Origin of the sequence: Snuella sedimenti, from assembly GCF_016428595.1 — a bacterium.
In the GTDB taxonomy this organism is placed as follows: domain Bacteria; phylum Bacteroidota; class Bacteroidia; order Flavobacteriales; family Flavobacteriaceae; genus Snuella; species Snuella sedimenti.
In genome coordinates this window covers 391,581-412,422 of sequence record NZ_JAELVQ010000001.1, presented here as the reverse complement: position 1 = coordinate 412,422, position 20,842 = coordinate 391,581, and the positions used below count along the sequence as shown (strand labels likewise).

22 protein-coding genes are annotated in these 20,842 nt (G+C 35.7%); 12 read left to right on the top strand and 10 right to left on the bottom strand.

Going from position 1 to position 20,842, the window contains the following annotated elements; genetic code table 11:
• The first annotated feature begins 18 nt into the window (after nucleotides 1–18).
• The 11 genes from rsmA (at nucleotide 19) to JF259_RS01655 (ending at nucleotide 7,747) form a co-directional block, all read left to right on the top strand.
• A complete protein-coding gene (gene rsmA, locus JF259_RS01705) occupies nucleotides 19–792 on the top strand; it encodes a 16S rRNA (adenine(1518)-N(6)/adenine(1519)-N(6))-dimethyltransferase RsmA (protein ID WP_199112569.1) in 774 nt (257 codons plus the stop codon).
• A 20-nt stretch (nucleotides 793–812) separates the two neighbouring features.
• A complete protein-coding gene (gene mgtE, locus JF259_RS01700; RefSeq protein WP_199112567.1) occupies nucleotides 813–2,183 on the top strand; it encodes a magnesium transporter in 1,371 nt (456 codons plus the stop codon).
• A 264-nt stretch (nucleotides 2,184–2,447) separates the two neighbouring features.
• Nucleotides 2,448–3,383 (top strand): 2-hydroxyacid dehydrogenase, encoded by a 936-nt coding sequence (locus JF259_RS01695; RefSeq protein ID WP_199112565.1) that lies wholly within the window; start codon nucleotides 2,448–2,450, stop codon nucleotides 3,381–3,383.
• 27 nt (nucleotides 3,384–3,410) lie between these two features.
• Complete coding sequence (locus JF259_RS01690) at nucleotides 3,411–3,869, top strand: DUF1801 domain-containing protein (RefSeq protein WP_199112563.1); 459 nt, start codon at nucleotides 3,411–3,413, stop codon at nucleotides 3,867–3,869.
• A 1-nt stretch (nucleotide 3,870) separates the two neighbouring features.
• A complete protein-coding gene (locus JF259_RS01685) occupies nucleotides 3,871–4,260 on the top strand; it encodes a VOC family protein (RefSeq protein WP_199112561.1) in 390 nt (129 codons plus the stop codon).
• Between the two features lie 28 nt (nucleotides 4,261–4,288).
• Complete coding sequence (locus JF259_RS01680) at nucleotides 4,289–5,053, top strand: sulfite exporter TauE/SafE family protein (RefSeq protein WP_199112559.1); 765 nt, start codon at nucleotides 4,289–4,291, stop codon at nucleotides 5,051–5,053.
• 60 nt (nucleotides 5,054–5,113) lie between these two features.
• Nucleotides 5,114–5,533 (top strand): TM2 domain-containing protein, encoded by a 420-nt coding sequence (locus JF259_RS01675; protein WP_199112557.1) that lies wholly within the window; start codon nucleotides 5,114–5,116, stop codon nucleotides 5,531–5,533.
• 253 nt (nucleotides 5,534–5,786) lie between these two features.
• Nucleotides 5,787–6,110, top strand: coding sequence for an ArsR/SmtB family transcription factor (locus tag JF259_RS01670; protein WP_199112555.1), 324 nt, complete (start codon nucleotides 5,787–5,789; stop codon nucleotides 6,108–6,110).
• 22 nt (nucleotides 6,111–6,132) lie between these two features.
• On the top strand, nucleotides 6,133–6,627 hold the full coding sequence (locus JF259_RS01665; protein ID WP_199112553.1) for a DUF6428 family protein: 495 nt from the start codon (nucleotides 6,133–6,135) through the stop codon (nucleotides 6,625–6,627).
• A 3-nt stretch (nucleotides 6,628–6,630) separates the two neighbouring features.
• Nucleotides 6,631–7,125 (top strand): GNAT family N-acetyltransferase, encoded by a 495-nt coding sequence (locus tag JF259_RS01660; RefSeq protein ID WP_317192049.1) that lies wholly within the window; start codon nucleotides 6,631–6,633, stop codon nucleotides 7,123–7,125.
• Nucleotides 7,126–7,327: 202 nt separating this feature from the next.
• A complete protein-coding gene (locus JF259_RS01655) occupies nucleotides 7,328–7,747 on the top strand; it encodes an arsenate reductase ArsC (protein WP_199112551.1) in 420 nt (139 codons plus the stop codon).
• On the opposite strand, the gene JF259_RS01650 is transcribed toward JF259_RS01655, so the two are convergent.
• From JF259_RS01650 to JF259_RS01640, 3 genes are read right to left on the bottom strand one after another with little or no spacing between them, the layout of a single operon-like run.
• On the bottom strand, nucleotides 7,744–9,573 hold the full coding sequence (locus tag JF259_RS01650) for a GNAT family N-acyltransferase (RefSeq protein ID WP_199112549.1): 1,830 nt from the start codon (nucleotides 9,571–9,573) through the stop codon (nucleotides 7,744–7,746). The genes JF259_RS01655 and JF259_RS01650 overlap by 4 nt on opposite strands.
• A 22-nt stretch (nucleotides 9,574–9,595) precedes the next feature.
• Complete coding sequence (locus tag JF259_RS01645) at nucleotides 9,596–10,846, bottom strand: aspartate kinase (protein ID WP_199112547.1); 1,251 nt, start codon at nucleotides 10,844–10,846, stop codon at nucleotides 9,596–9,598.
• Nucleotide 10,847: 1 nt separating this feature from the next.
• Nucleotides 10,848–11,327 carry a GNAT family N-acetyltransferase gene (locus JF259_RS01640; RefSeq protein ID WP_199112545.1) on the bottom strand — a complete coding sequence of 160 codons (480 nt, stop codon included), beginning with the start codon at nucleotides 11,325–11,327 and terminating at the stop codon, nucleotides 10,848–10,850.
• A 120-nt stretch (nucleotides 11,328–11,447) separates the two neighbouring features.
• On the opposite strand from JF259_RS01640, the gene fbp reads away from it, so the two are divergent.
• A complete protein-coding gene (gene fbp / locus JF259_RS01635) occupies nucleotides 11,448–12,449 on the top strand; it encodes a class 1 fructose-bisphosphatase (protein WP_199112543.1) in 1,002 nt (333 codons plus the stop codon).
• A gap of 69 nt (nucleotides 12,450–12,518) precedes the next feature.
• On the opposite strand, the gene JF259_RS01630 is transcribed toward fbp, so the two are convergent.
• From JF259_RS01630 to JF259_RS01600, 7 genes are all read right to left on the bottom strand, one after another.
• Nucleotides 12,519–14,390: a SulP family inorganic anion transporter gene (locus JF259_RS01630; protein ID WP_199112541.1), complete on the bottom strand. Its 1,872-nt coding sequence runs from the start codon at nucleotides 14,388–14,390 to the stop codon at nucleotides 12,519–12,521.
• 149 nt (nucleotides 14,391–14,539) lie between these two features.
• Entirely contained in the window at nucleotides 14,540–15,205 is a 666-nt protein-coding gene (locus JF259_RS01625; RefSeq protein WP_199112539.1) for a DUF2490 domain-containing protein, read from the bottom strand.
• 22 nt (nucleotides 15,206–15,227) lie between these two features.
• On the bottom strand, nucleotides 15,228–15,857 hold the full coding sequence (locus JF259_RS01620) for a carbonic anhydrase family protein (protein WP_199112537.1): 630 nt from the start codon (nucleotides 15,855–15,857) through the stop codon (nucleotides 15,228–15,230).
• A gap of 43 nt (nucleotides 15,858–15,900) precedes the next feature.
• A complete protein-coding gene (locus tag JF259_RS01615; protein WP_199112534.1) occupies nucleotides 15,901–16,716 on the bottom strand; it encodes a universal stress protein in 816 nt (271 codons plus the stop codon).
• Between the two features lie 152 nt (nucleotides 16,717–16,868).
• Entirely contained in the window at nucleotides 16,869–18,449 is a 1,581-nt protein-coding gene (locus tag JF259_RS01610) for a SulP family inorganic anion transporter (protein WP_199112532.1), read from the bottom strand.
• A 424-nt stretch (nucleotides 18,450–18,873) separates the two neighbouring features.
• Nucleotides 18,874–19,164, bottom strand: a complete 291-nt coding sequence (locus JF259_RS01605) for a hypothetical protein (protein ID WP_199112530.1) — start codon at nucleotides 19,162–19,164, stop codon at nucleotides 18,874–18,876.
• A gap of 213 nt (nucleotides 19,165–19,377) precedes the next feature.
• Nucleotides 19,378–20,841: a glutamate synthase subunit beta gene (locus JF259_RS01600; RefSeq protein WP_199112528.1), complete on the bottom strand. Its 1,464-nt coding sequence runs from the start codon at nucleotides 20,839–20,841 to the stop codon at nucleotides 19,378–19,380.
• Nucleotide 20,842: the final 1 nt, after the last annotated feature.

Here is a 20,842-nt window from a genome sequence, read left to right as displayed (position 1 = left end):
TTACCTAATAAATCACGAATGACTGTAAGAGCAAAGAAACATTTAGGGCAACATTTTTTGAACGATGAAAGCATCGCTCAAGATATAGCAGACACCCTAACATTAAATGGATACCAAGCAGTTTTAGAGATTGGACCGGGTATGGGGGTGTTAACCAAGTATCTACTTAAAAAGCCAGTGGCTACCTATGTTATAGAAATTGATACCGAGTCGGTTGCATATTTACAGGCAAACTATTTAAATCTGGCTTCCAGGGTTATAGAAAAAGATTTCTTAAGATACGACCTTAACGCCGTTTTTAAGGGAGAACCCTTTGCTATTATAGGGAACTTTCCGTATAATATTTCAACCCAAATTGTTTTTAAGACGCTAGAAATGCGGAATCAAATTCCAGAGTTTTCAGGGATGTTCCAAAAGGAAGTAGCACAACGCATTTGCTCTAAAGAAGGAAGTAAAGTATACGGTATTTTATCCGTTTTGGTACAGGCATTCTATGATGCCGAATATTTATTTACTGTACCACCTTCTGTTTTCAATCCGCCACCAAAAGTAGATTCAGGTGTTTTGCGACTTATTAGAAAAAGAGAGTATACTTTGCCATGTGATGAGGTACTGTTTTTTAAAGTCGTTAAAACAGCTTTTCAACAGCGTAGAAAAACAATTCGTAACAGTTTAAAAATATTTAATTTGTCAGATAATTTAAAAGCAAATGTTATATTTGGCAAACGTCCCGAACAATTAAGTGTTCAAGAATTTATCACACTTACACAATTAATTGAAAGTAATATTTAACAGTTAACCTTTTATCCAGTTTGTCTGAAGAAAAAGAAAACATACAATTTGAATTGACCGGTGCACTTATTGAGCAAGTAGAGTCGCTTATCGAAGCAAAAAACGATAAAGCATTACGTCTGCTTTTAAGTGAGTACCATTATGCCGATATAGCCGAGATCTTGGATGAGTTGAGTCTCGACGACGCCATGTATGTTATCAAGCTTTTGGATTCGGAAACGACTTCGGATGTCTTGATGGAGCTTGATGAAGATAATCGGGAAAAGGTATTAAAGAACCTGTCGGATAAAGAAATTGCCGAAGAGGTTGAAGAGTTGGATACTGATGATGCGGCCGACATTATAGCCGAATTACCGGAAGATCGCCAGCAAGACGTTATTTCTCAGATTGAAGACGAAGAACACAAGGCCGAAATTAAAGAGCTTCTAGCTTATGACGAGGATACAGCTGGTGGACTTATGGCAAAAGAATTGGTTAAGGTATATGAAACCTGGACAGTTGCCGGATGCCTACGTCGCATAAGAGGGCAAGCTAAAGAAGTTACCCGTGTGCATTCTATTTATGTTGTCGATAAACAAGAAAAGCTGGTTGGACGACTTTCATTAAAAGATCTTATTGTTGCCAAAAGTGAACAAAAGATAGCGGATATTTACATTTCCAATGTCGACTTTGTTTATGTTGATGAAGATGTTGAAGAAGTGGTCAAGGTAATGCAAAAGTATGATTTGGAGGCCATACCTGTTGTGGGTCAGGATAAAACCTTGTTAGGACGTATTACCATCGACGATATCGTAGACGTTATGAAGGAAGAGGCCGATAAGGACTATCAATTGGCTGCAGGTATTACCCAAGATGTAGATTCAGACGACAATATTATTGAACTTACTAAAGCACGATTACCATGGTTGTTCCTAGGATTAATAGGAGGTGTTGGAGCCTTCATGATTATGGAAGGGTTTCAAGATGCTTTTAAGGAATACGCAGTACTCTTTTTTTTCACGCCACTTATAGCGGCTATGGCAGGAAACGTAGGGGTTCAATCCAGCGCAATTATTGTACAAGGTTTGGCTAATGATGATGTAAAAGGGAGCGTAAACAGTAGGCTGTTAAAAGAAATGTTGTTAGCAACACTTAATGGAACCATTCTAGCTATTTTTCTATTCTTATTTGTTTGGGGTTATAATGGCGAAATAAATAAAGCGCTAGCTATTTCTGTGTCTTTGGTAGCTGTTATTATCATAGCGGGGTTAATTGGTACCTTTGTGCCATTGTTCTTAGATAAAAGAGGTATAGATCCAGCGATTGCAACCGGACCGTTTATCACTACTAGTAATGATATTTTAGGGATTTTACTTTACTTCTGGATTGCTAAAATGATTTTAGGGATATAATTTTTTGAATGGAAATTTGTTGAATTTAGCGGTGTCTTAATTTGGGTAAGGCTACATAATCAAGTTAGATTGAGTGGAATTCCGAAGGGATTTTGTATTGAAATCAAATGATTTTATTAGATAGAACCCACGTTAAAATAAGATCGTAATGTCTAGTCGGGCTTTTTACCAGGCATTCTTTCTCATTCCTACGCATACAGGAATCTACAAAATAGTTCGAACCCTAATTCAAAACTTCGTAATTTTGCTTGATAATTATTACAAATGAAAATCCTTCACTTAGACACCAATCACGAATTACTTATTAGTCAACTTAATAATTTGGGTTTTGCCAATCACGAAGATTACACAGCTTCAAAAGAAATTGTTGAAGCTAAAATATCAGAATATGATGGTATTGTTATCCGTAGTAGATTTACCATAGACAAACAATTTTTGGATGCTGCGACAAACTTGAAATTTATAGGAAGGGTTGGTGCTGGTTTGGAAAATATAGATTGCGACTATGCCAAGCAAAAAGGCATTACCCTAATTGCAGCACCAGAAGGCAATCGAAATGCAGTTGGCGAACATGCTCTGGGAATGCTATTGTCCTTGTTTAATAAACTTAATAAAGCTGATGCCGAAGTACGATCTGGTCAATGGCTTCGTGAGGCGAATCGCGGTATAGAATTAGATGGAAAAATAGTTGGCATTATTGGATATGGCAATATGGGGAAGGCCTTTGCAAAAAAACTCCGCGGTTTTGATGTGGACGTTCTGTGCTATGATATTAAGAACGGTGTAGGTGATGACAATGCAAAACAAGTGAGTTTGGTTGAGTTTCAGGAACGGGTAGATGTTGTGAGTTTGCATACCCCGCAAACACCATTAACCCTAAAGATGATAAATACAGCTTTTATAGCGCAATTTAAGAAGCCGTTTTGGTTTTTAAATACAGCTAGGGGCAAGAGCGTTGTAACCCAAGATCTGGTAGAAGCTTTGAAATCCGGTAAAATTCTTGGCGCCGGACTCGATGTGCTGGAATATGAAAAGGCTTCTTTTGAGCAATTGTTTGCATCCGACTTACCCGAAGCGTTTAAGTATTTAATACAAGCAGATAACGTACTCCTTAGTCCACATGTGGCTGGCTGGACAGTTGAAAGTAAAGAAAAATTGGCGCAAACCATTGTCGATAAAATTAAAGCTAAGTTTTGTTAACTTTATAAAATCATAAAAGTGCTGGTTATGCAATATGAAGCCCATACGCCCGATGATTATATAAAACAGTTGCCAGAAGACAGAAAAGAACCGGTAGTGAGATTGCGTCAAATCATCAAAGAAAGTTTACCAGAAGGCTTTGAAGAAGGCATTAATTATGGTATGATTGGATTTTATGTGCCACATTCAATATATCCAAACGGTTACCATTGCGATAAAAAGCAGCCATTACCCTTTATCAATTTAGCATCCCAGAAACACTATATAGCCCTTTATCATATGGGAATGTACGCAAATAAGGCACTTTTAGAATGGTTTAAAACAGCCTATAGCGAACAATGCCGTTTCAAATTGGATATGGGTAAAAGTTGTATTCGTTTTAAGAAAATGGATGCCATTCCGTATGAATTAGTGGGTGAGTTATGTGCTAAAATGACTGTAGGCGATTGGATTAATATTTATGAAGCAGCAATTAAAAAAAAGTAAAATGAATAAGCGAGTAACAGGAATAGGAGGTGTGTTTTTTAAGAGCAAAGACCCCAAAGCAATTAAAGCGTGGTATAAAGCACATTTAGGATTTAATACAGATGATTATGGGTGCCTTTTTAGGTGGAAGGATAATGATGGTAACGATGCTGCCACACAATGGAGTCCGTTTCCAGAAGATACTAGCTATTATGAGCCTTCAAAAAAGGATTTTATGTTTAATTATCGCGTTGAGAATTTACACGAATTATTAAAAGTGTTAAAAGAAGAAGGTGTAACTATTGTTGGAGACGTCGAAGAATACGAATATGGGAAATTTGGTTGGATTCTTGATCCCGAAGGTAATAAAATTGAGTTATGGGAGCCACCTGCAGATGCTACTAATCTTTAGTTTTACTTTACGAACCTAAATTATTTCTGTGGACTTTTTAAACATACTCCATTCTTTTCATTTATCTACGTTTCAATGGGTGGCTATCTGTTTGGCCGCTTTTGTGCTAGGTGTCTCAAAATCTGGAATAAAAGGGATTGGCATTATAATTATTTTGGTACTTGCTTTTGTTTTTGGTGAAAAAGCCTCTACCGGAATCCTGCTTCCTTTGTTAGTTGTAGCCGATATTTTGGCAGTTGTATATTATAACAGGCATGCGCAGTGGCGCTATATATTCAAGTTGTTGCCTTGGATGGTTATAGGTGTACTCGTTGGTGTTTGGATAGGTAATGATATTTCAGAATTGCTCTTTAAGCGCATTATGGCTGTTATTATTGTACTTTCGGTAGGTGTCATGTTTTATAACGAAAACCAAAAGTCTACTAGCATACCGAAAAGTAAACTGTTTTCTGGTAGCATGGGTTTTTTAGCCGGTTTTGCGACCATGATAGGGAATTTGGCCGGTCCTATAGCCAATATTTATTTTTTAGCGGTTCGCTTTCCTAAAAATGAATTTATAGGTACAGTGGCTTGGTTATTTTTTATTGTTAACGTGTTTAAATTACCTTTCCATATTTTTATTTGGAAAACCGTTAATGTAGAAACATTGGTTTTAAACTCGGTTTTGGTGCCTTCTGTTGTAATTGGTTTTTTTGTAGGTGCATCAATTGTTAAGTTGATTTCTAATGTAAACTACAGGCGATTTATACTAATAGTGACCGCTATAGGTGGACTTATTATGCTATTCAGATAAACTTAAAACAATGCAATTTTTTCTTACCTTTATAACTCTTAACCAATAAATATAAAATCAATGTCTGACGAAAAAAATTTAAGTGATGACCTTAACGATATGTTAGGTGATGCTAAAGAAGGAGCAAAAAAAGCTGCTGATAAGGCAGGTGAGTTTGCAGAAGAAGCTAAAGAAAAGGCCAAAGAATTTGCTAATGAAGCAAAAGAATCTGCCAATGAGTTTGCAGAGGGAGCTAAAGAAACGTTTGAGAGTGAAAATAAAAAATTGGTATGCGGTATTGTTGCCATTTTAATAGGTTCGTTAGGAATTCATAAGTTCATTTTGGGATATACCAAAGAAGGCATCATACAGCTTATAGCTTCTATAGTTACTTGTGGTATTGCTGGAATTATTCCATTTATTGAAGGTATTATATACTTAACCAAGTCGGATGAAGAGTTTTATAATACCTATCAAGTAGGAAAAAAAGGCTGGTTTTAATTCTAAATACAGCAATACCATTTCAACTTTAAACTTACACACATAAAATACGCCTTTTTACGCTATACATCATCACAAAAATAAACCGTAGCTATGGCTATGCCTGATTTTTCTTTTTCGTCTAGCGCAAAAATCCATCATTTTCTATTGAGCAAATTTAAAATCGAATTGGTATAAAAAGTCAAAAAAATGGTTTTTGACTTTTTTATTAAATTTTAATATCGTAATATTGCAATATTAAAATAATGTTACAATGGGAATTACAAAAACACAAATATTCAATGAGGAGCAAAACGATCTGGCTCAATTCTTTAAAGTATTGGGACATCCTGCGCGTGTAGCCATTCTGCAATATGTAAGTAATCAAAATGCATGTATCTGTAATGACTTGGTAGAAGAGATTGGTCTGGCACAAGCAACTATCTCGCAGCATTTAAAAGAACTTAAAAGTATTGGGTTGCTAAATGGTGAAATTGAAGGAAAAAAAATGTGTTATTGTATTAATGTTGAGCGCTGGGAAACAATACAAAATCAGCTAAACAATTTTTTTAATAAAACGAAATCAAATTGTTGTTAAACAAAAAATAAAACAGTAACACATGAAAACACAAGAGTTATTTAAAGTATTAGAACAAAATAAGGGTAAAGCCTTGTTATTTGAATACGCACCGGGTTTATTTGTTGGGGCAAATTACCATATTACGGAAGTAAAGCACGTTAGTATTGATGCTGTTGATTGCGGTTCGCAAACCGATGCATGGAAAGAAACCATTGTACAGTTGTGGGAAAGTCCAAATGAGTTAGGAAAAACGGAATACATGTCTGTGTATAAAGCATTAGGGATTCTCAATAAAGTAGGGAAGATGAAACCGTATGTGTTAGAGGCAGAAGTTAAATTTGAATATAGTAATGCATCTTTCCATACTGCTCAATTATTTGTTAACGATTTCGAAATACAGGGAAACAATTTAATAGTTAAATTAGCCGTCGAAAAAACGGATTGTAAGGCCAAAGCGACCTGTGGTGTACAAGAGACCGAATTAGCAATGGCAGATGAACAACCATGTTGTGAGCCAGGAGGTAATTGTTGCTAGGCCGTGAAGGCTATAAGGTTACGTCCATTGGATAAGAGCGATTGGTATTCGGTTTCAAAGATATATAGCCAAGGCATTGCTACTGGAATTGCAACGTTTGAAACCGAATGCCCAACCTGGGAACAATGGAACAGTAAGTATCTTTTACATAGTAGGTTAGTAGCAGTCTTAAATGGTACTGTTATTGGGTTTGCTGCTTTGGCTGCAGTTTCAAAAAGAGCTGTCTACAATGGCGTTGCTGAGGTAAGCGTATACGTATCCGAAGCGTTTAAGGGTAAACATGTTGGAGAGCGCTTATTAAAGCATCTAATAAGAGAAAGTGAAGCGAACGGTATTTGGACCTTACAAGCCAATATTTTTTCAGAAAATAATGCCAGTATTAATTTGCATTTGAAATGCGGATTTAGAATTGTTGGTGCACGGGAAAGAATAGGAAAGTTAAAGGGAAGGTGGTACGATAACCAACTTTTGGAAAGACGAAGTGAAGTAATAAAATAATGTGAATTCGATACAAAATCCCTTCGAAATTCCACTCAGTCTGACATGGTTTTCATTCAAAAACTGTCAATTAGAGAAGAGGAATAGTATCGAAAATAGGTTTTTGAATATCGGTTGTATTACGTCGAAACTCACGTTAAAATAAAAATTTTAGGTTGAACTAATCAAGACCTAATTCTAGCATTAAAATAAAAGAAATTAAATGAAAAATATTTTAGTATTGTGTACGGGGAATTCCTGTAGAAGTCAGATGGCCCACGGGTATTTAAACCACTTTTTGAGCAATAGTGAAGCAACTGTTTACAGTGCAGGGATAGAAACCCATGGATTAAATCCTGGGGCATTAGCCATTATGAAAGAAGATGGAATTAGTATCGATCACCACACATCGAATCACGTAGATGAATATGCCGATGTTAATTTCGACTATATTATAACCGTTTGCGATCATGCCAACGAAAATTGCCCTTATATTCCCAGTAAAAATGCATTGCGATTGCATCACAATTTTTTTGATCCTTCAAAAGTTGAGGGAACAGAAGAAGAAAGGCATACCGCTTTTTTAAAGGCGCGTGAAGAGATAAAAGAGTATTTTAAGGCATTTGTAAAAACCTACTTTTAACTCCCATTATTTTCCATAAACTTACGCTCCAATTCTGCTTGGAATTCTTCCATAACGGGGCGTACAGTGCTTTCGGGTAAGTCGGCAATTTTAATGTACATGAGGCCGTCTACGGCATTATTGAATAGTGGGTCGACGTTAAATGCTACCAAACGGGCATTTTGTTTGATATACTTTTTAAGTAATACCGGCAAGCGTAAAGCACCGGGTTCGACTTCATCGATAAATTTGTCAAATTTATTTAGATCGGCTTTGGTTTCATCAAATACAAAGTCTTTATCGGCATCCTTCAACTTAACTTTAAACTCTTTTTTGGGATGTACGTATTGCGCTATGTACGGGTCGTAATAATGTGATTTCATAAACTCGATCATCAAGGATTTCGAGAAATTTGAAAATTGATTGCTAATACTTACGCCGCCTATTAAGAACTTATGTTCGGGATAACGCAATGTAGTGTGCACTATGCCTTTCCATAGTAAAAATAAAGGCATGGGCTTTTGTTGGTATTCCTTTATTATAAAGGCTCTTCCCATTTCGATAGATGCACTCATCATTTTGTATAATTCCGGTTCGAAACGAAAAAGATCCTGAAGATAAAAGCCGTTAATGCCAAAACGTTCAAAAATTTTGGATCCTAGCCCCATTCTATAAGCACCAGCAATTAACTTTCTGTCATTGTCCCAAAGGAACATATGGTGGTAGTAAGTGTCAAAGTTGTCCAAATCAATTGCTTCATTGGTGCCTTCTCCAACCTCTCTAAAAGTGATTTCCCGTAAACGGCCTAATTCTCGTAAAATATTAGGAATGTTTTGTGCTTGTGCTAAAAATACCTCATAGTTTTTACTTTGCAATAAACGGGCATCAGCTTCCCTTAAGAGTTCCACTTCTTGCTCCATTAACTCGGTAGCAACTGGCGTGACAATGCGTTTAGGGATTTTATTTGTCTTTAGCGTTGATGAAATGTTATCTAATATTTTAGGCTTGTCTTCAAAAGAGTTGGATAACATATATGTTTTTCGACGTAAAAATTCCGAGAATTCATCAAGGCTACTGTATTCTTGCTGGTCGGCAACCGAAATGGGTTTGCCTATCCTAACCCTAATAACACGTCGTTTTTGTGTTAATAGTTCCGATGGTAATTTGGCCGTTCTAAGGGTGTCACTAATTTTAGAAAGTTTATAAAACAGTTTGCTGTTTTTTGCATGAAAATAAATAGGAACAACAGGAACTTCTGCTTTTTTTACAAGTTTCATGGCCGCTTCTTCCCAAGGTCTGTCCACAACCAGTTTACCGTCCCTGTAGGTCGATACTTCTCCGGCAGGGAATATACCAAGTGGATGACCTTCTCTTAAATGTAAAATAGCATTTTTAAACCCAGCAATGCTCGACTTTACATCTTTTCTGTCCTCAAACGGATTCACCGGCATAATATAAGGTTTCATGGGTTCGATGCGGTGCAAAAGGAAATTTGCGATAATTTTAAAATCTTGGCGTTGTTCCAACATTAATTTTAAAAGCAGGATACCATCAATCCCACCAAGAGGGTGATTAGATACGGTAATATAAGCGCCATCCTTTGGGAGGCGTTTTAAATCTTCATCTGGAATTTCAAATTTTATTTTAAAATCATCTAGAATGGCATCTAAGAAGGGAACTTCGTTAAGGTGTTTATTTCTGTTATATATTTTGTTTAATGTAGATATCTTAAGGAGTTTCATTAGCAACCAACCAATAAAGGTGCCTATAAATCCGTATTTGTCTACATTTATTGCTCTGGCAACTTCTTTTGCTGTTACCAGTCCCGTATTTTGTTGCTTGGTCATGAGTGTAAAAGTACTAAATTGTTTATTTAGTTACTATTTGAATGGTTTCTTGTGTTAATTGTTTTAAAAGTACTGTTTTACCAGATTCTATTTGATTGATAACGTTTTCGTTATAGTGCCTAATAGTGTACAGCGATACATCTGTGTTGCATGTTATTTTAAATTTAGCTTTTAACTGTTGTAACAGACCTTCTAGGTTTTTATAAATGTCATCAATACAAACCGAAAAGCTAATTGCAGAATTTTGGATAACATCTACTTTCATTTTATAAAGGTGCAATAAACTGAATATTTCACTTATGTTTTCCTCAACAATGTATGAAAAATCCAGTGAAGATAGAGAAATAAGTATTTGTTTTTTCTTAACAATAAAGCATGGAACCATTGGGTTTAAAACCACATCCCTTCCTATTTTTGTACCAGGGGTTTCGGGTGTTAAAAACGACTTTACATACAGAGGGATTTCTTTGCGTTGTAGCGGCTGTAAGGTTTTTGGGTGTATAACCGAAGCTCCGTAAAAAGCCAGTTCAATAGCTTCGCGATAGGAAATATTGTGAAGTAGCTGGGCATTTTCAAAATACCGGGGGTCGGCATTTAAAACACCTGGAACATCTTTCCAAATAGTAACACCGTTGGCATTTAGGCAATATGCATAAATGGCTGCTGTATAATCGCTGCCTTCTCGCCCAAGTGTTGTTGTAAAGTTGTTGGCGTCACTGCCCAAGAAACCTTGGGTGATATTGAGCACGTTTGGATTAAAGCTTGAAGTAATTAAGCGTTGGGTCGTGTCCCAATTTACATTGGCACGACGGTAATAATTATCGGTTTTTATATGCTCACGAACATCCACCCAGTTATTTTTTAAACCAATGGAGTCTAAATACTCGCTTACGATTGACGTTGAAATCAGTTCGCCATAGCCAATAATTTGGTCGTATACAAAATTATAATCAGGAGACTTATTGGTTCTTAAAAAATTACTTAGTTCGTCAAAAAAGGCAACCACTTTCTTAAAGACCCCATGGTTTTCATTGTCGAACAAGTCCAGTAAAATGGCATTATGGTATTTTTTTACATCTTGTAGGGTACTTTGTAATTCGGTTTTATTATTAAAATAATTGCCGACTACTTTTTCTAAAGCGTTAGTAGTTTTGCCCATTGCAGAAATAATGATCAGTGTGTTTTGTGACCCTGTTTTTTGCAAGATTTTCACTAGGTTTTTTACACCTTCGGCATCTTTAATAGATGCACCGCCAAATTTAAATACCTGCATATTATAAGTTGGTTATATATGCTTTAATACCTTGTTCGTCCAGATGTACAACGTCCCAATCCCTTAAAACGCGTGCGCCCTTTTTCTCGTATAAAGCAATGGCTGGATCGTTCCAGTCAAGTACTTCCCAGCTAATACGTTTAACACCTAAGCCATACCCATAGCGAATGACTTCGTCTAAAAGCGCAGTTCCTAATCCCAAACCACGCATAGGCTCGCTAACGATTAAATCCTCTAAGTGTATTATTTTTCCTTTCCAGGTCGAAAAGCGGTGGAATACAATTGCAGCACCTTCTACTTTATTGTTCACTTCGGCTACAAAGCAAAGAAATGCCGGTTTTTTACCAAAACCATCTGTTTGTAAATCTGTTACGGTAACTTCAACAGCATCTTCTTCCTTTTCAAATTTAGCCAGTGCTTTAATCAATTCAAGCACTTGTGGCATATCGTCCTTTTTGGCGTGTCTTATCGTAAAATCCATAATCATTTATAATGCCTTCAAATATAGTTTAAAGTTGCATATTTCTTGGATTAATCTTTTACGAAAACGTTGTAGTTGTTTTAAATTTAATAGATATTTGCACAAACAAAATCTTTAATTATGTCTCATAAAATACAAACCTTGGGGGAGTTTATCATAGAAAATCAAACAGCTTTTAAGTATTCTTCAGGAGAGTTGTCCAGGCTTATCAATTCTATTAGATTGGCAGCAAAAGTTGTTAATCATGAAGTGAATAAGGCTGGGTTGGTAGATATCATAGGAGCCGTTGGGGATACAAATATACAAGGTGAAGACCAACAAAAACTAGATGTTTACGCAAATGAAAAATTTATACAAACCTTGACTAAACGAAATATTGTTTGTGGTATTGCAAGTGAAGAGGAAGATGATTTTATAGCTATCAATAGTCAAGATGAGAATCATCAAAATAAATATGTGGTTTTAATTGATCCTTTAGATGGGTCTTCTAATATTGATGTAAATGTTTCTGTTGGCACTATTTTTTCTGTTTATAGGCGTATTACGCCTGTGGGTACGCCTGTAACACTTAAGGATTTTTTACAAAAGGGAAGCCAGCAAGTGGCAGCAGGTTATATTATTTATGGCACATCGACTATGTTGGTGTATACTACAGGAGCTGGAGTTAATGGGTTTACTTTAAATCCGGCGATAGGTTCTTTTTATCTGTCACATCCAAATATGAAATTCCCACTGGATGGTAATATATATTCCATTAATGAAGGGAATTACAGTCACTTTCCGCAAGGCGTAAAAAGTTACATTAAGTATTGTCAAGAGGAAGCGGAAGACAGGCCTTACACCTCTAGGTACATTGGTTCCTTGGTGTCCGATTTTCATAGGAATATGATAAAAGGAGGGATATATATATATCCACAAAGTTCGAAGAATCCTAATGGCAAGTTGCGTTTGTTATATGAGTGCAATCCAATGGCGTTTTTAGCTGAACAAGCTAATGGTAAAGCCAGTGATGGGTTTACCAGAATTTTGGATATTCAACCAACAGAACTACACCAACGCGTTCCTTTTATCTGTGGTAGTAAAAACATGGTTGAAAAAGCTGAAGCATTTATGAAAGCATAATAAGGGCATCTAAAAAGAAATCAATCAGGAAAAATAGCTTTTTTAGATGCCCTTATATCATTACAATTGTTAAATCTTTTCTTCTTTACCGTTAACGTTGGCTTTAATCCAAGTCATACAAGACTTAAAGTTGTCAAATAAATGTTCTCTGGGGATAAGGTCGGGTATGATATCAATACGTTCCATCATATACTTGGGTTGTCTTAATAAGCCAACCAATAAAACTGAAATACCATCCTTTTTTAAATCGACCAAAACATCTTCCATAGCATACAAACCAGATTGATCCATATATTGCATGCGTCCCATCCTAATAACTACAGTGGATGCTGTATTGGGAATTTGCTTGGCGAGTTGCTGAAAATCGCTAGTCGATCCAAAAAATAAGGGCCCTTTAATGTGTTTTATAAAGACTTTACTTTTTAAACGATCGGGGAAGTTTATTTCATCTTCCCAAGCTTCTTCTTTAAGTGGTTTTACATCGGAACGCTCGGCAGTCAGGTCACCAATTTTTTTCATGAACATTAGGGATGCTATTACCAATCCAATACCTACGGCATAAACCAAATTCCAGAAGGTAGACAAAAATAACACGACAAGCATTATTAATACTTCTGAGCTTAATGTTACGGGGCCTACTTTTATGTCCCTCGGTAAACTTGGTATGGCTTTTAGGCCTTTGTAATCCATAACACCAATGCCAACAGTTATTAAAATGCCTGCTAATACAGCTGCAGGGATTTTGGAAGCAACGGGACCTAATGCGAGTAAAATAAAAAGTAGCATTAAACCGGCAATCATTCCCGAAAGTTTTGTTTTGCCACCAGCATTAATGTTTACAACGGTTCTAATGGTTGCACCAGCTCCGGGGATACCGCCAAAAAAAGCACTTATACTGTTACCAATACCTTGGCCAATTAACTCTTTGTTGGGCTTGTGTTTGGTTTTTGTCATATTATCTGCAACTACACTGGTAAGCAACGAATCGATTGCTCCTAGTAGTGACAAGGACAAGGCCGTAAAAATATAAGGTGTAATACTTTGAAGGCTAAAACCCGTTATGATTTCAAGATTAGGAATTGGCAAGCCCGATGGGATTTCTTCTATGGGTCTGTAGTCCAATCCAAATCCAAAAGCGACTCCAGAAACAACAACCAATGCAACGAGTGCACTTGGTATGGCTGTTGTAATACGCTTAAAACCATAAATAATGAAAATTGTACTTAAGGCCAAGATGAGCTCTATCCAATTAACATTCATTAATGCTCTTGGTAGTACTTTTATCGTTCCTAAAACACCAGAAGCTTCATTGGCTGCCAATGTTTTGGATTCTTTTAAAATATCGTCCTGGGTAATGTGCTCGGCTCGACTTACCGTTTCCTTGAAGTTTTCCAAAACCAGAATGCCTTCACCTGCTTCTTCTTTTAAAATATTTTCAAGGATTATTTCTTGGGCATTGGCTTTATATTGATCTACAAATTCAAGATCTTCTTTTGGATAATAACCTAGGGAAGGTAGTATTTGGGTTATTAGTATAATTACCCCGATAGCTGTCATAAAACCAGAAACAACGGGGTAAGGAATGTATTTTATATATTTTCCTAAGCCTAAAACACCCAAACCAATTTGAAAAAGTCCGGACAAAAGGAAAACGGTTAGAATTGCAGGAAGCGCTTTGTTAACATCACCATCATTGGCTGCAATAATACCAGCGATTATCACCATGCTTACTGCAGTCATAGGAGCAGTAGGACCAGAAATTTGAGTGTTTGTACCACCAAATAGTGCGGCAAAAAAGCTTAAAAAAATGGCGCCATATAAACCAGCACTCGGACCTAAACCTGAAGAAACTCCAAAGGCTAAAGCTAAAGGTAAGGCTACAATACCTGCGGTAATCCCTCCAAAGGCATCCCCTTTAATGTTTGATAGAAAATTTTTCATAGTAATGATTGTTCTTTAACTTTTCGAGGTTTAATTTACAAAAAACAAAATTAAGAGATGCCTTATAAAAGGGTAAGTTATTTTACTATTGGTTTAAGGTTATTATTTATATAAAGTTGCGATGTAATTTTAGCTATTGTAATAACATTTTAAAAGTTCACAAATGTTATAATGTTAATTTGGTCTCGACCAGATGTTTCAAAAAATTGATTCATATAGCCTAATTCTAATTTAAAGTTCTTACTAAATTTATAACCTAAACCGCCATAAAGTCTATTTCGATCAAAAATGGATGTTTTGGTATTTAAGAAAATTTCGTTGTAAGCAGAGATATACGTTTTGTTATTTGCTTCTGAAATTTTTAAAGGGATGTTAAGCCCTAAAAAATAACGAAAGCGCATTTTAAAATCGCTTTCAACAAAACGCTGTTCGAACCGATAGCGGTGGTTAAGAGTGACACTTCCAATAGATTGTTTTGAGGTAAATTGTTGAAAAATGCGGTGTTCATTAACGGTTATTTTTTCATCGGTATCCCCTAAGTAATTTTCAGACAGAATATAGCCATACCCTAATAAAGCATTTTGTTTGCCATCGTTAAAAGTATAACCTAAGCCTGTTCTAAGTAGAAGTTGCTCTAAATCGCCTATAGCATCATAATTTCTATATTGTACTTCGTTATGGATGTTCCATTTAGCATTTATTTTTTTGTTGCCAATGTAAACCAACCAGTTTCCTAAATTACTTTCCTGTGCATTTATAAAAAAAGGTAGTGTTAACATAAAAGTTAACACTACCATACTTGTTTTCTTTTTCATATTCTTTATCATGTAAAGGATTTTACTCGTGGAAAGTAACTGCACCTGAATTGATGTCGTACATAGCTCCAATAATTTTGATCTCTCCATTCTTTTCCATTTCAGAAAGGATAGGGCTCTCTTGATGTATTCTGTCGATGGTTAATTTAACGTTCATATGAGATACGTTATCAACAAACTCTAAATTTTTAGATGTTCTTTTTTCCTGATCTTTTGGTTCTGTTACGGCATTAACTGCCGGTGTTATTTTTTCGATAAGTTTTGTTAAATTACCCAATTTAGCATGGTCACAGGCACCTTTTATGGCACCACAGCTAGTATGTCCCAAAACAACAATTAGTTTGGTTCCTGCTAGTTTACAGGCAAACTCCATACTTCCTAAAATATCTTCATTTACAAAGTTTCCAGCGATACGAACACTAAAAATATCTCCTAGACCTTGGTCGAAAACCAGTTCGGCAGATACTCTGGAATCTATACAACTTAAAATTGTTGCAAAAGGGAATTGTCCTTCGCTGGTATCGTTAACTTGTTCTAGTAAGTTACGGTTGGCTTTTAAGTTATTTTGAAATCTTTGGTTACCTTCTTTTAAGAACTGTAATGACTTTTCGGGAGTCATAGTTGCTTGTGTTTCTTTAGTATGTGCTTTCATAATATTTTATTATTTAATTTATTACTTACTTTAATTTTAATGTTTAGGAAATTTGCCTTTGTCTGCCAGTTAATAAAAGTGAGACATTTAATTTGTTTATCACTTCTTTAATGTCCTTTGTCATTGCTTTTTGGCTATGTTCTTCTCCGCGGTCAACACATAACAAATTTACGTTTCCTTTTGATAAATATTTGGATAGGGTTTTTATTGTGCTATCACTTTTTTCAAATACATACTCTACAGTTTTCATATCTGTAGATGTATTCGATCTGTTTAACGCGTCGAATTTATTTAACGTCTTAAAAGATCTTAAGGGTTCTTGAGTGCATTCCAATAAATCTTTTGCAAATGTTATGTTTAGTTTGCTGTCCAAATTATTGAGTACGCCTAGTGAAATTTCCTTATTGGGTTCTAAAGTATTTTCTTCGGCCGCAATCATAACTTCGTTGTTGTGATTTTTTAAAACGTATTCTGTAATATTGTCGCCAATGAAATTAATGGGCATTGATTTTCGCTTCCCTAAAACAACTATATGGGGTTGTTTTTCCTTAATATACTTACCTATTTCATTTTTTACATTACCGAACTTAAATGTATAATTTATGTTTACATTGTAGTTAGCAGTAAAAGATTTTACTAAGTTTTGTATTTCCTTATCTATTGTTATATACGTTCCGTTAATGGTTCTAATAGCCGACAGTTGATTGTCTTTTTTAACAATTTCTGTAGCATTTTTAACATATAGCATTTCTATGTCACCATTAATCATTTTGGCAAGACTAACAGCGCTTTTTAGTATCGTGTTTGTAGTACTTTTTAAATCGCAAAGCACTAGTATTTTATACTTATTATGTTTCATCTGTTAATATTTATTGTTTTTTAGTTGTCAGATGTAATGCCTAAATTATCAGATACTCACGTGTTCTTATTTTGAAAACAGGAGTTCGTGAATCTTTGATTTCGGTTGGGTTTGCAACTTTTTATTAATAGGCATTTCATAATGCTATTAAATTAGGCTGCTTTTGGTCGTAACTTAAAGAACGCAACAATACTTTCTGGATTTTCTACAATACCACGTTCAGATATGATTTTAATATCAATGTGCCTTTCTTTCGCTTTAAAGGCAAAGTCTTCCAGAATTTCAATAATATCATTGTCCAAGTATCTGGTTTTGGTAACATCCAGCTCCAAAAAGGTATCTCGTGGTAAACTATCCAATTCTTTTAGAATGGCTCCTTTGTTAAAAAATGTAACTTCTTCGGCTAAGGTCATTTTTATTTTGTGCTTTCCGTTACTGTTGTCTTCAATATGTAGGAAATGTGAGTTTTGGTAACTTTTTATCAATATTACAACAACACCAACTAGAAGGCCTAAGCTAATACCTACTAATAAGTCGGTAAACACAATTCCAACAACTGTTACCGTAAAAGGTACCCATTGCTTCCATCCTAATTGGAACATTTTTTTGAATAGTGAAGGTTGAGCCAGTTTGTATCCTACAACCAATAAAATGGCAGCTAAAACAGACAGCGGAATCATATTTAGTAAGCGCGGGATTAAAATAACCGAAATTAAAAGAAAGCATCCGTGCAGAATAGTAGATAATTTGCTTCTACCACCAGATTGCACATTGGCGGAGCTTCTTACAATTACTTGTGTAATTGGCAAACCACCTATTAAACCTGATATAACATTACCTGTTCCTTGTGCCAATAACTCTCTGTTTGTTGGAGTGACATTTTTTTCAGGATCAATTTTATCTGTTGCTTCAACACATAAAAGTGTCTCAAGGCTAGCTACCAAGGCAATAGTAAAGGCAGTAACCCAAATGTCTGGATTGGTAATAGCTCCAAAGTTCGGGAAACTAAATTGACCTAAGAAGGATGCCATATCTTCTGGAATTGGTACGCTTACCAGATGTTTAGGTAAAATTGAAAGTGTTGCATGGCTACTTGTTGTGGCAAAATAAATGATTCCCAGAGCAACAGCAACCAAAGGCCCTTGAATAATTTGAAAAATCTTTCCTTTTTTTGAAAGTACTTTATCCCATAAAACAATAATACCCAATCCTATCAACCCTATTAGAGCAGAACCAGGCGCTATATGGTTTATGGTTTTAAGAATTTCAGAAAATGTATTCTCTCCATCTATTTGAAAAAATGCAAAATCACCTTCAGGATTGGCATCGTAACCAAAGAAATGAGGAATTTGTTTTAAAATAATGATGACGCCTATACCGGTTAGCATCCCCTTAATTACTGATGAAGGGAAGTAGTATCCTATAATACCTGCTTTTAAGACCCCAAAAAGTAACTGAATAAGACCTCCTAAAACTACAGCAACTAAAAAGTTTTCATAACCGCCCAGGGCACCTATGGCGGTTAGAACGATTGCTGCCAAACCAGCAGCAGGGCCACTTACACCAATTTTGGAGCCACTTAAACCTCCAACAATAATTCCTCCAATAATACCAGCGATTAATCCTGAAAATAATGGCGCCCCACTGGCTAAAGCGATACCCAAACATAAAGGTAGTGCAACAAAAAATACGACTATACTTGCAGGTAAGTCATTTTTAATGGTTTTAAACATAATTATAATAAGTTTTTATACCATTTATTGTAAATATAACTATGAAAAGGACGCAGTTCAATATTTTCTTTTCAAAATACGAGCGTACATATTTGTTGTTTTTTGACTAGAATTTAGAAAAATAACATTTCCTATTCACAGTAATTTAATACAATAGCTGGTATTGAATTTTTTAAATTAAAATGAGTTGATAATTTACTTAGGCTATTCTAATTTATGTAAGCCTTGAAAAGTGCTATTAATGGAAATCTTGTATAATAAATTTAGTTAGTAAAGGTTCAAATTGATGATTTGATGTATCAAAAACCTACCTACAAATAGTAGGTATGAAAATTTACTATGTTAAAGTACTTCCCGGGGCAAAATCCTTGAGGAATTCCACTCGAAATGATGTGCTTTTAAACAAGATTCACATTAATAATAATTAGATGCGTTCTGGAGGCGGAGAAATTAAATTGAGGTGTGGCTTAGGGTAGTTTTTAAAGCGATACCCTAAATGAAGCTGGTCTTTTGAATCGTCAAAAGTATTATAGTCGTTAGCTTCGAGAGAAAACGTTAACTCTCCTTTTTTTGATTTGCCGTTTTCTTCTTCTTCAGCCATCGAATAAAAAATAGATGTATCGATAGAGTCGTCAAGAGCAATAATAATAGACGGCGCTACAATGAACCCCATAAATACTACTGTGAAAAATATTGCTACTGATTTTTTATACATAGATTTTTTAAAAAGGCAAATATAATATATAAGATTTTTGAAACTGTTAAATAATTTCTAAAAAATGTAAAAAAATAAAACGTAATGACTTTAGAGGTTGTTTTGTTTGCAAGTTTTGCTCAAATGTATTTAACTTTTGAGAACGAAGTTATAAAGCCTTTAAACCTTACCCCTTAAACATTACAATGTAAAAGGGGTGAGGTAAAACTATTATTATAAAGGAACTAAATCTCCTGACATGTTTTTGGAAGGTAAATCGGATTTACCCATCAAATAAATGTCAACTTGCCTGGCAGCTTCGCGACCTTCGGAAATAGCCCAAACAATTAATGATTGTCCTCTGCGCATATCACCAGCGGTAAAAATGTTAGGGATATTCGTTTGGTATTTTCCATATTCAGCTTTGTAGTTAGAACGTGCATCTTTTTCTATGCCTAATTGATCGGCTAAAGTGCTTTCAGGGCCTGTAAAACCTAAGGCAAGAAGCGCTAAGTCGCATGGCCATGTTTTTTCTGTTCCTTCAATTTCAATTAGTTGTGGACGCTCTCCTGGCACCATTTTCCATTCCACATTAACAGTTTTTAGGGCTGTTAATTTTCCATTGGCATCTGTTATAAACTCTTTTGTGTTGATAAGCCAGTTTCTTTCAACACCTTCTTGATGAGAAGAAGATGTTTTAAGTTGTAGCGGCCAGAAAGGCCATGGCGTTGTTGGCGACCGATGTCCCGGAGGCTTTGGCATAATTTCAAAATTTGTTACCGATTTAGCGCCTTGGCGATTCGAAGTACCTATACAGTCAGACCCAGTGTCACCACCACCAATTACAATAACGTCCTTGTCGGTTGCCAATACTTGGTCTTTAACTTCCTTGCCGAATACTACTTTTGTTTGTTGTGTTAAGAAATCCATGGCCTGTACTACGCCATCGGCATCAATTCCCGGTGTAGGTAAGCTTCTTCTTTCGGTAGCGCCACCACATAATACAACGGCATCAAAATCTTTTAATGCTTTTACATCGTAATTAACACCAACGTTCACATTGACTTTAAAAGTAATGCCTTCAGCTTCTAAAATAGCAATACGACGGTCTATGATTTCCTTTTCTAATTTAAAATTAGGGATTCCGTAACGTAACAAACCGCCAATTTCATCATCTCTTTCAAAAACAGTAACGGTATGGCCTGCGCGATTTAGTTGTTGTGCAGCTGCCAAGCCTGCTGGTCCAGAGCCTACAATGGCAATTGTTTTCCCTGTTCTTGTTTTTGGAGGTTGTGGTTTAATCCATCCCTCTTTAAAAGCGCGCTCAACAATATTTTTTTCTATGTTTTCAATAGAAACCGGATCTTCTATAATTCCTAATACACACGATTGTTCACAAGGTGCTGGGCATAAACGACCTGTAAACTCCGGGAAATTGTTTGTTGAGTGCAGTATCCAAGAGGCTTTTTGCCATTCGCCTTGGTGTACCATATGGTTAAAATCTGGGATTAAATTCCCTAGAGGACAACCGCTATGACAAAATGGGATGCCACAGTCCATACAGCGTGATCCTTGCTTTGTGATTTCGGAATCACTTAAAGGTACTGTAAATTCTTTATAATGTTTTACACGGTCTTTTACAGGCGTGTACGCTTCATCTTGTCTTTCGAATTCTTTAAAACCTGTTACTTTTCCCATT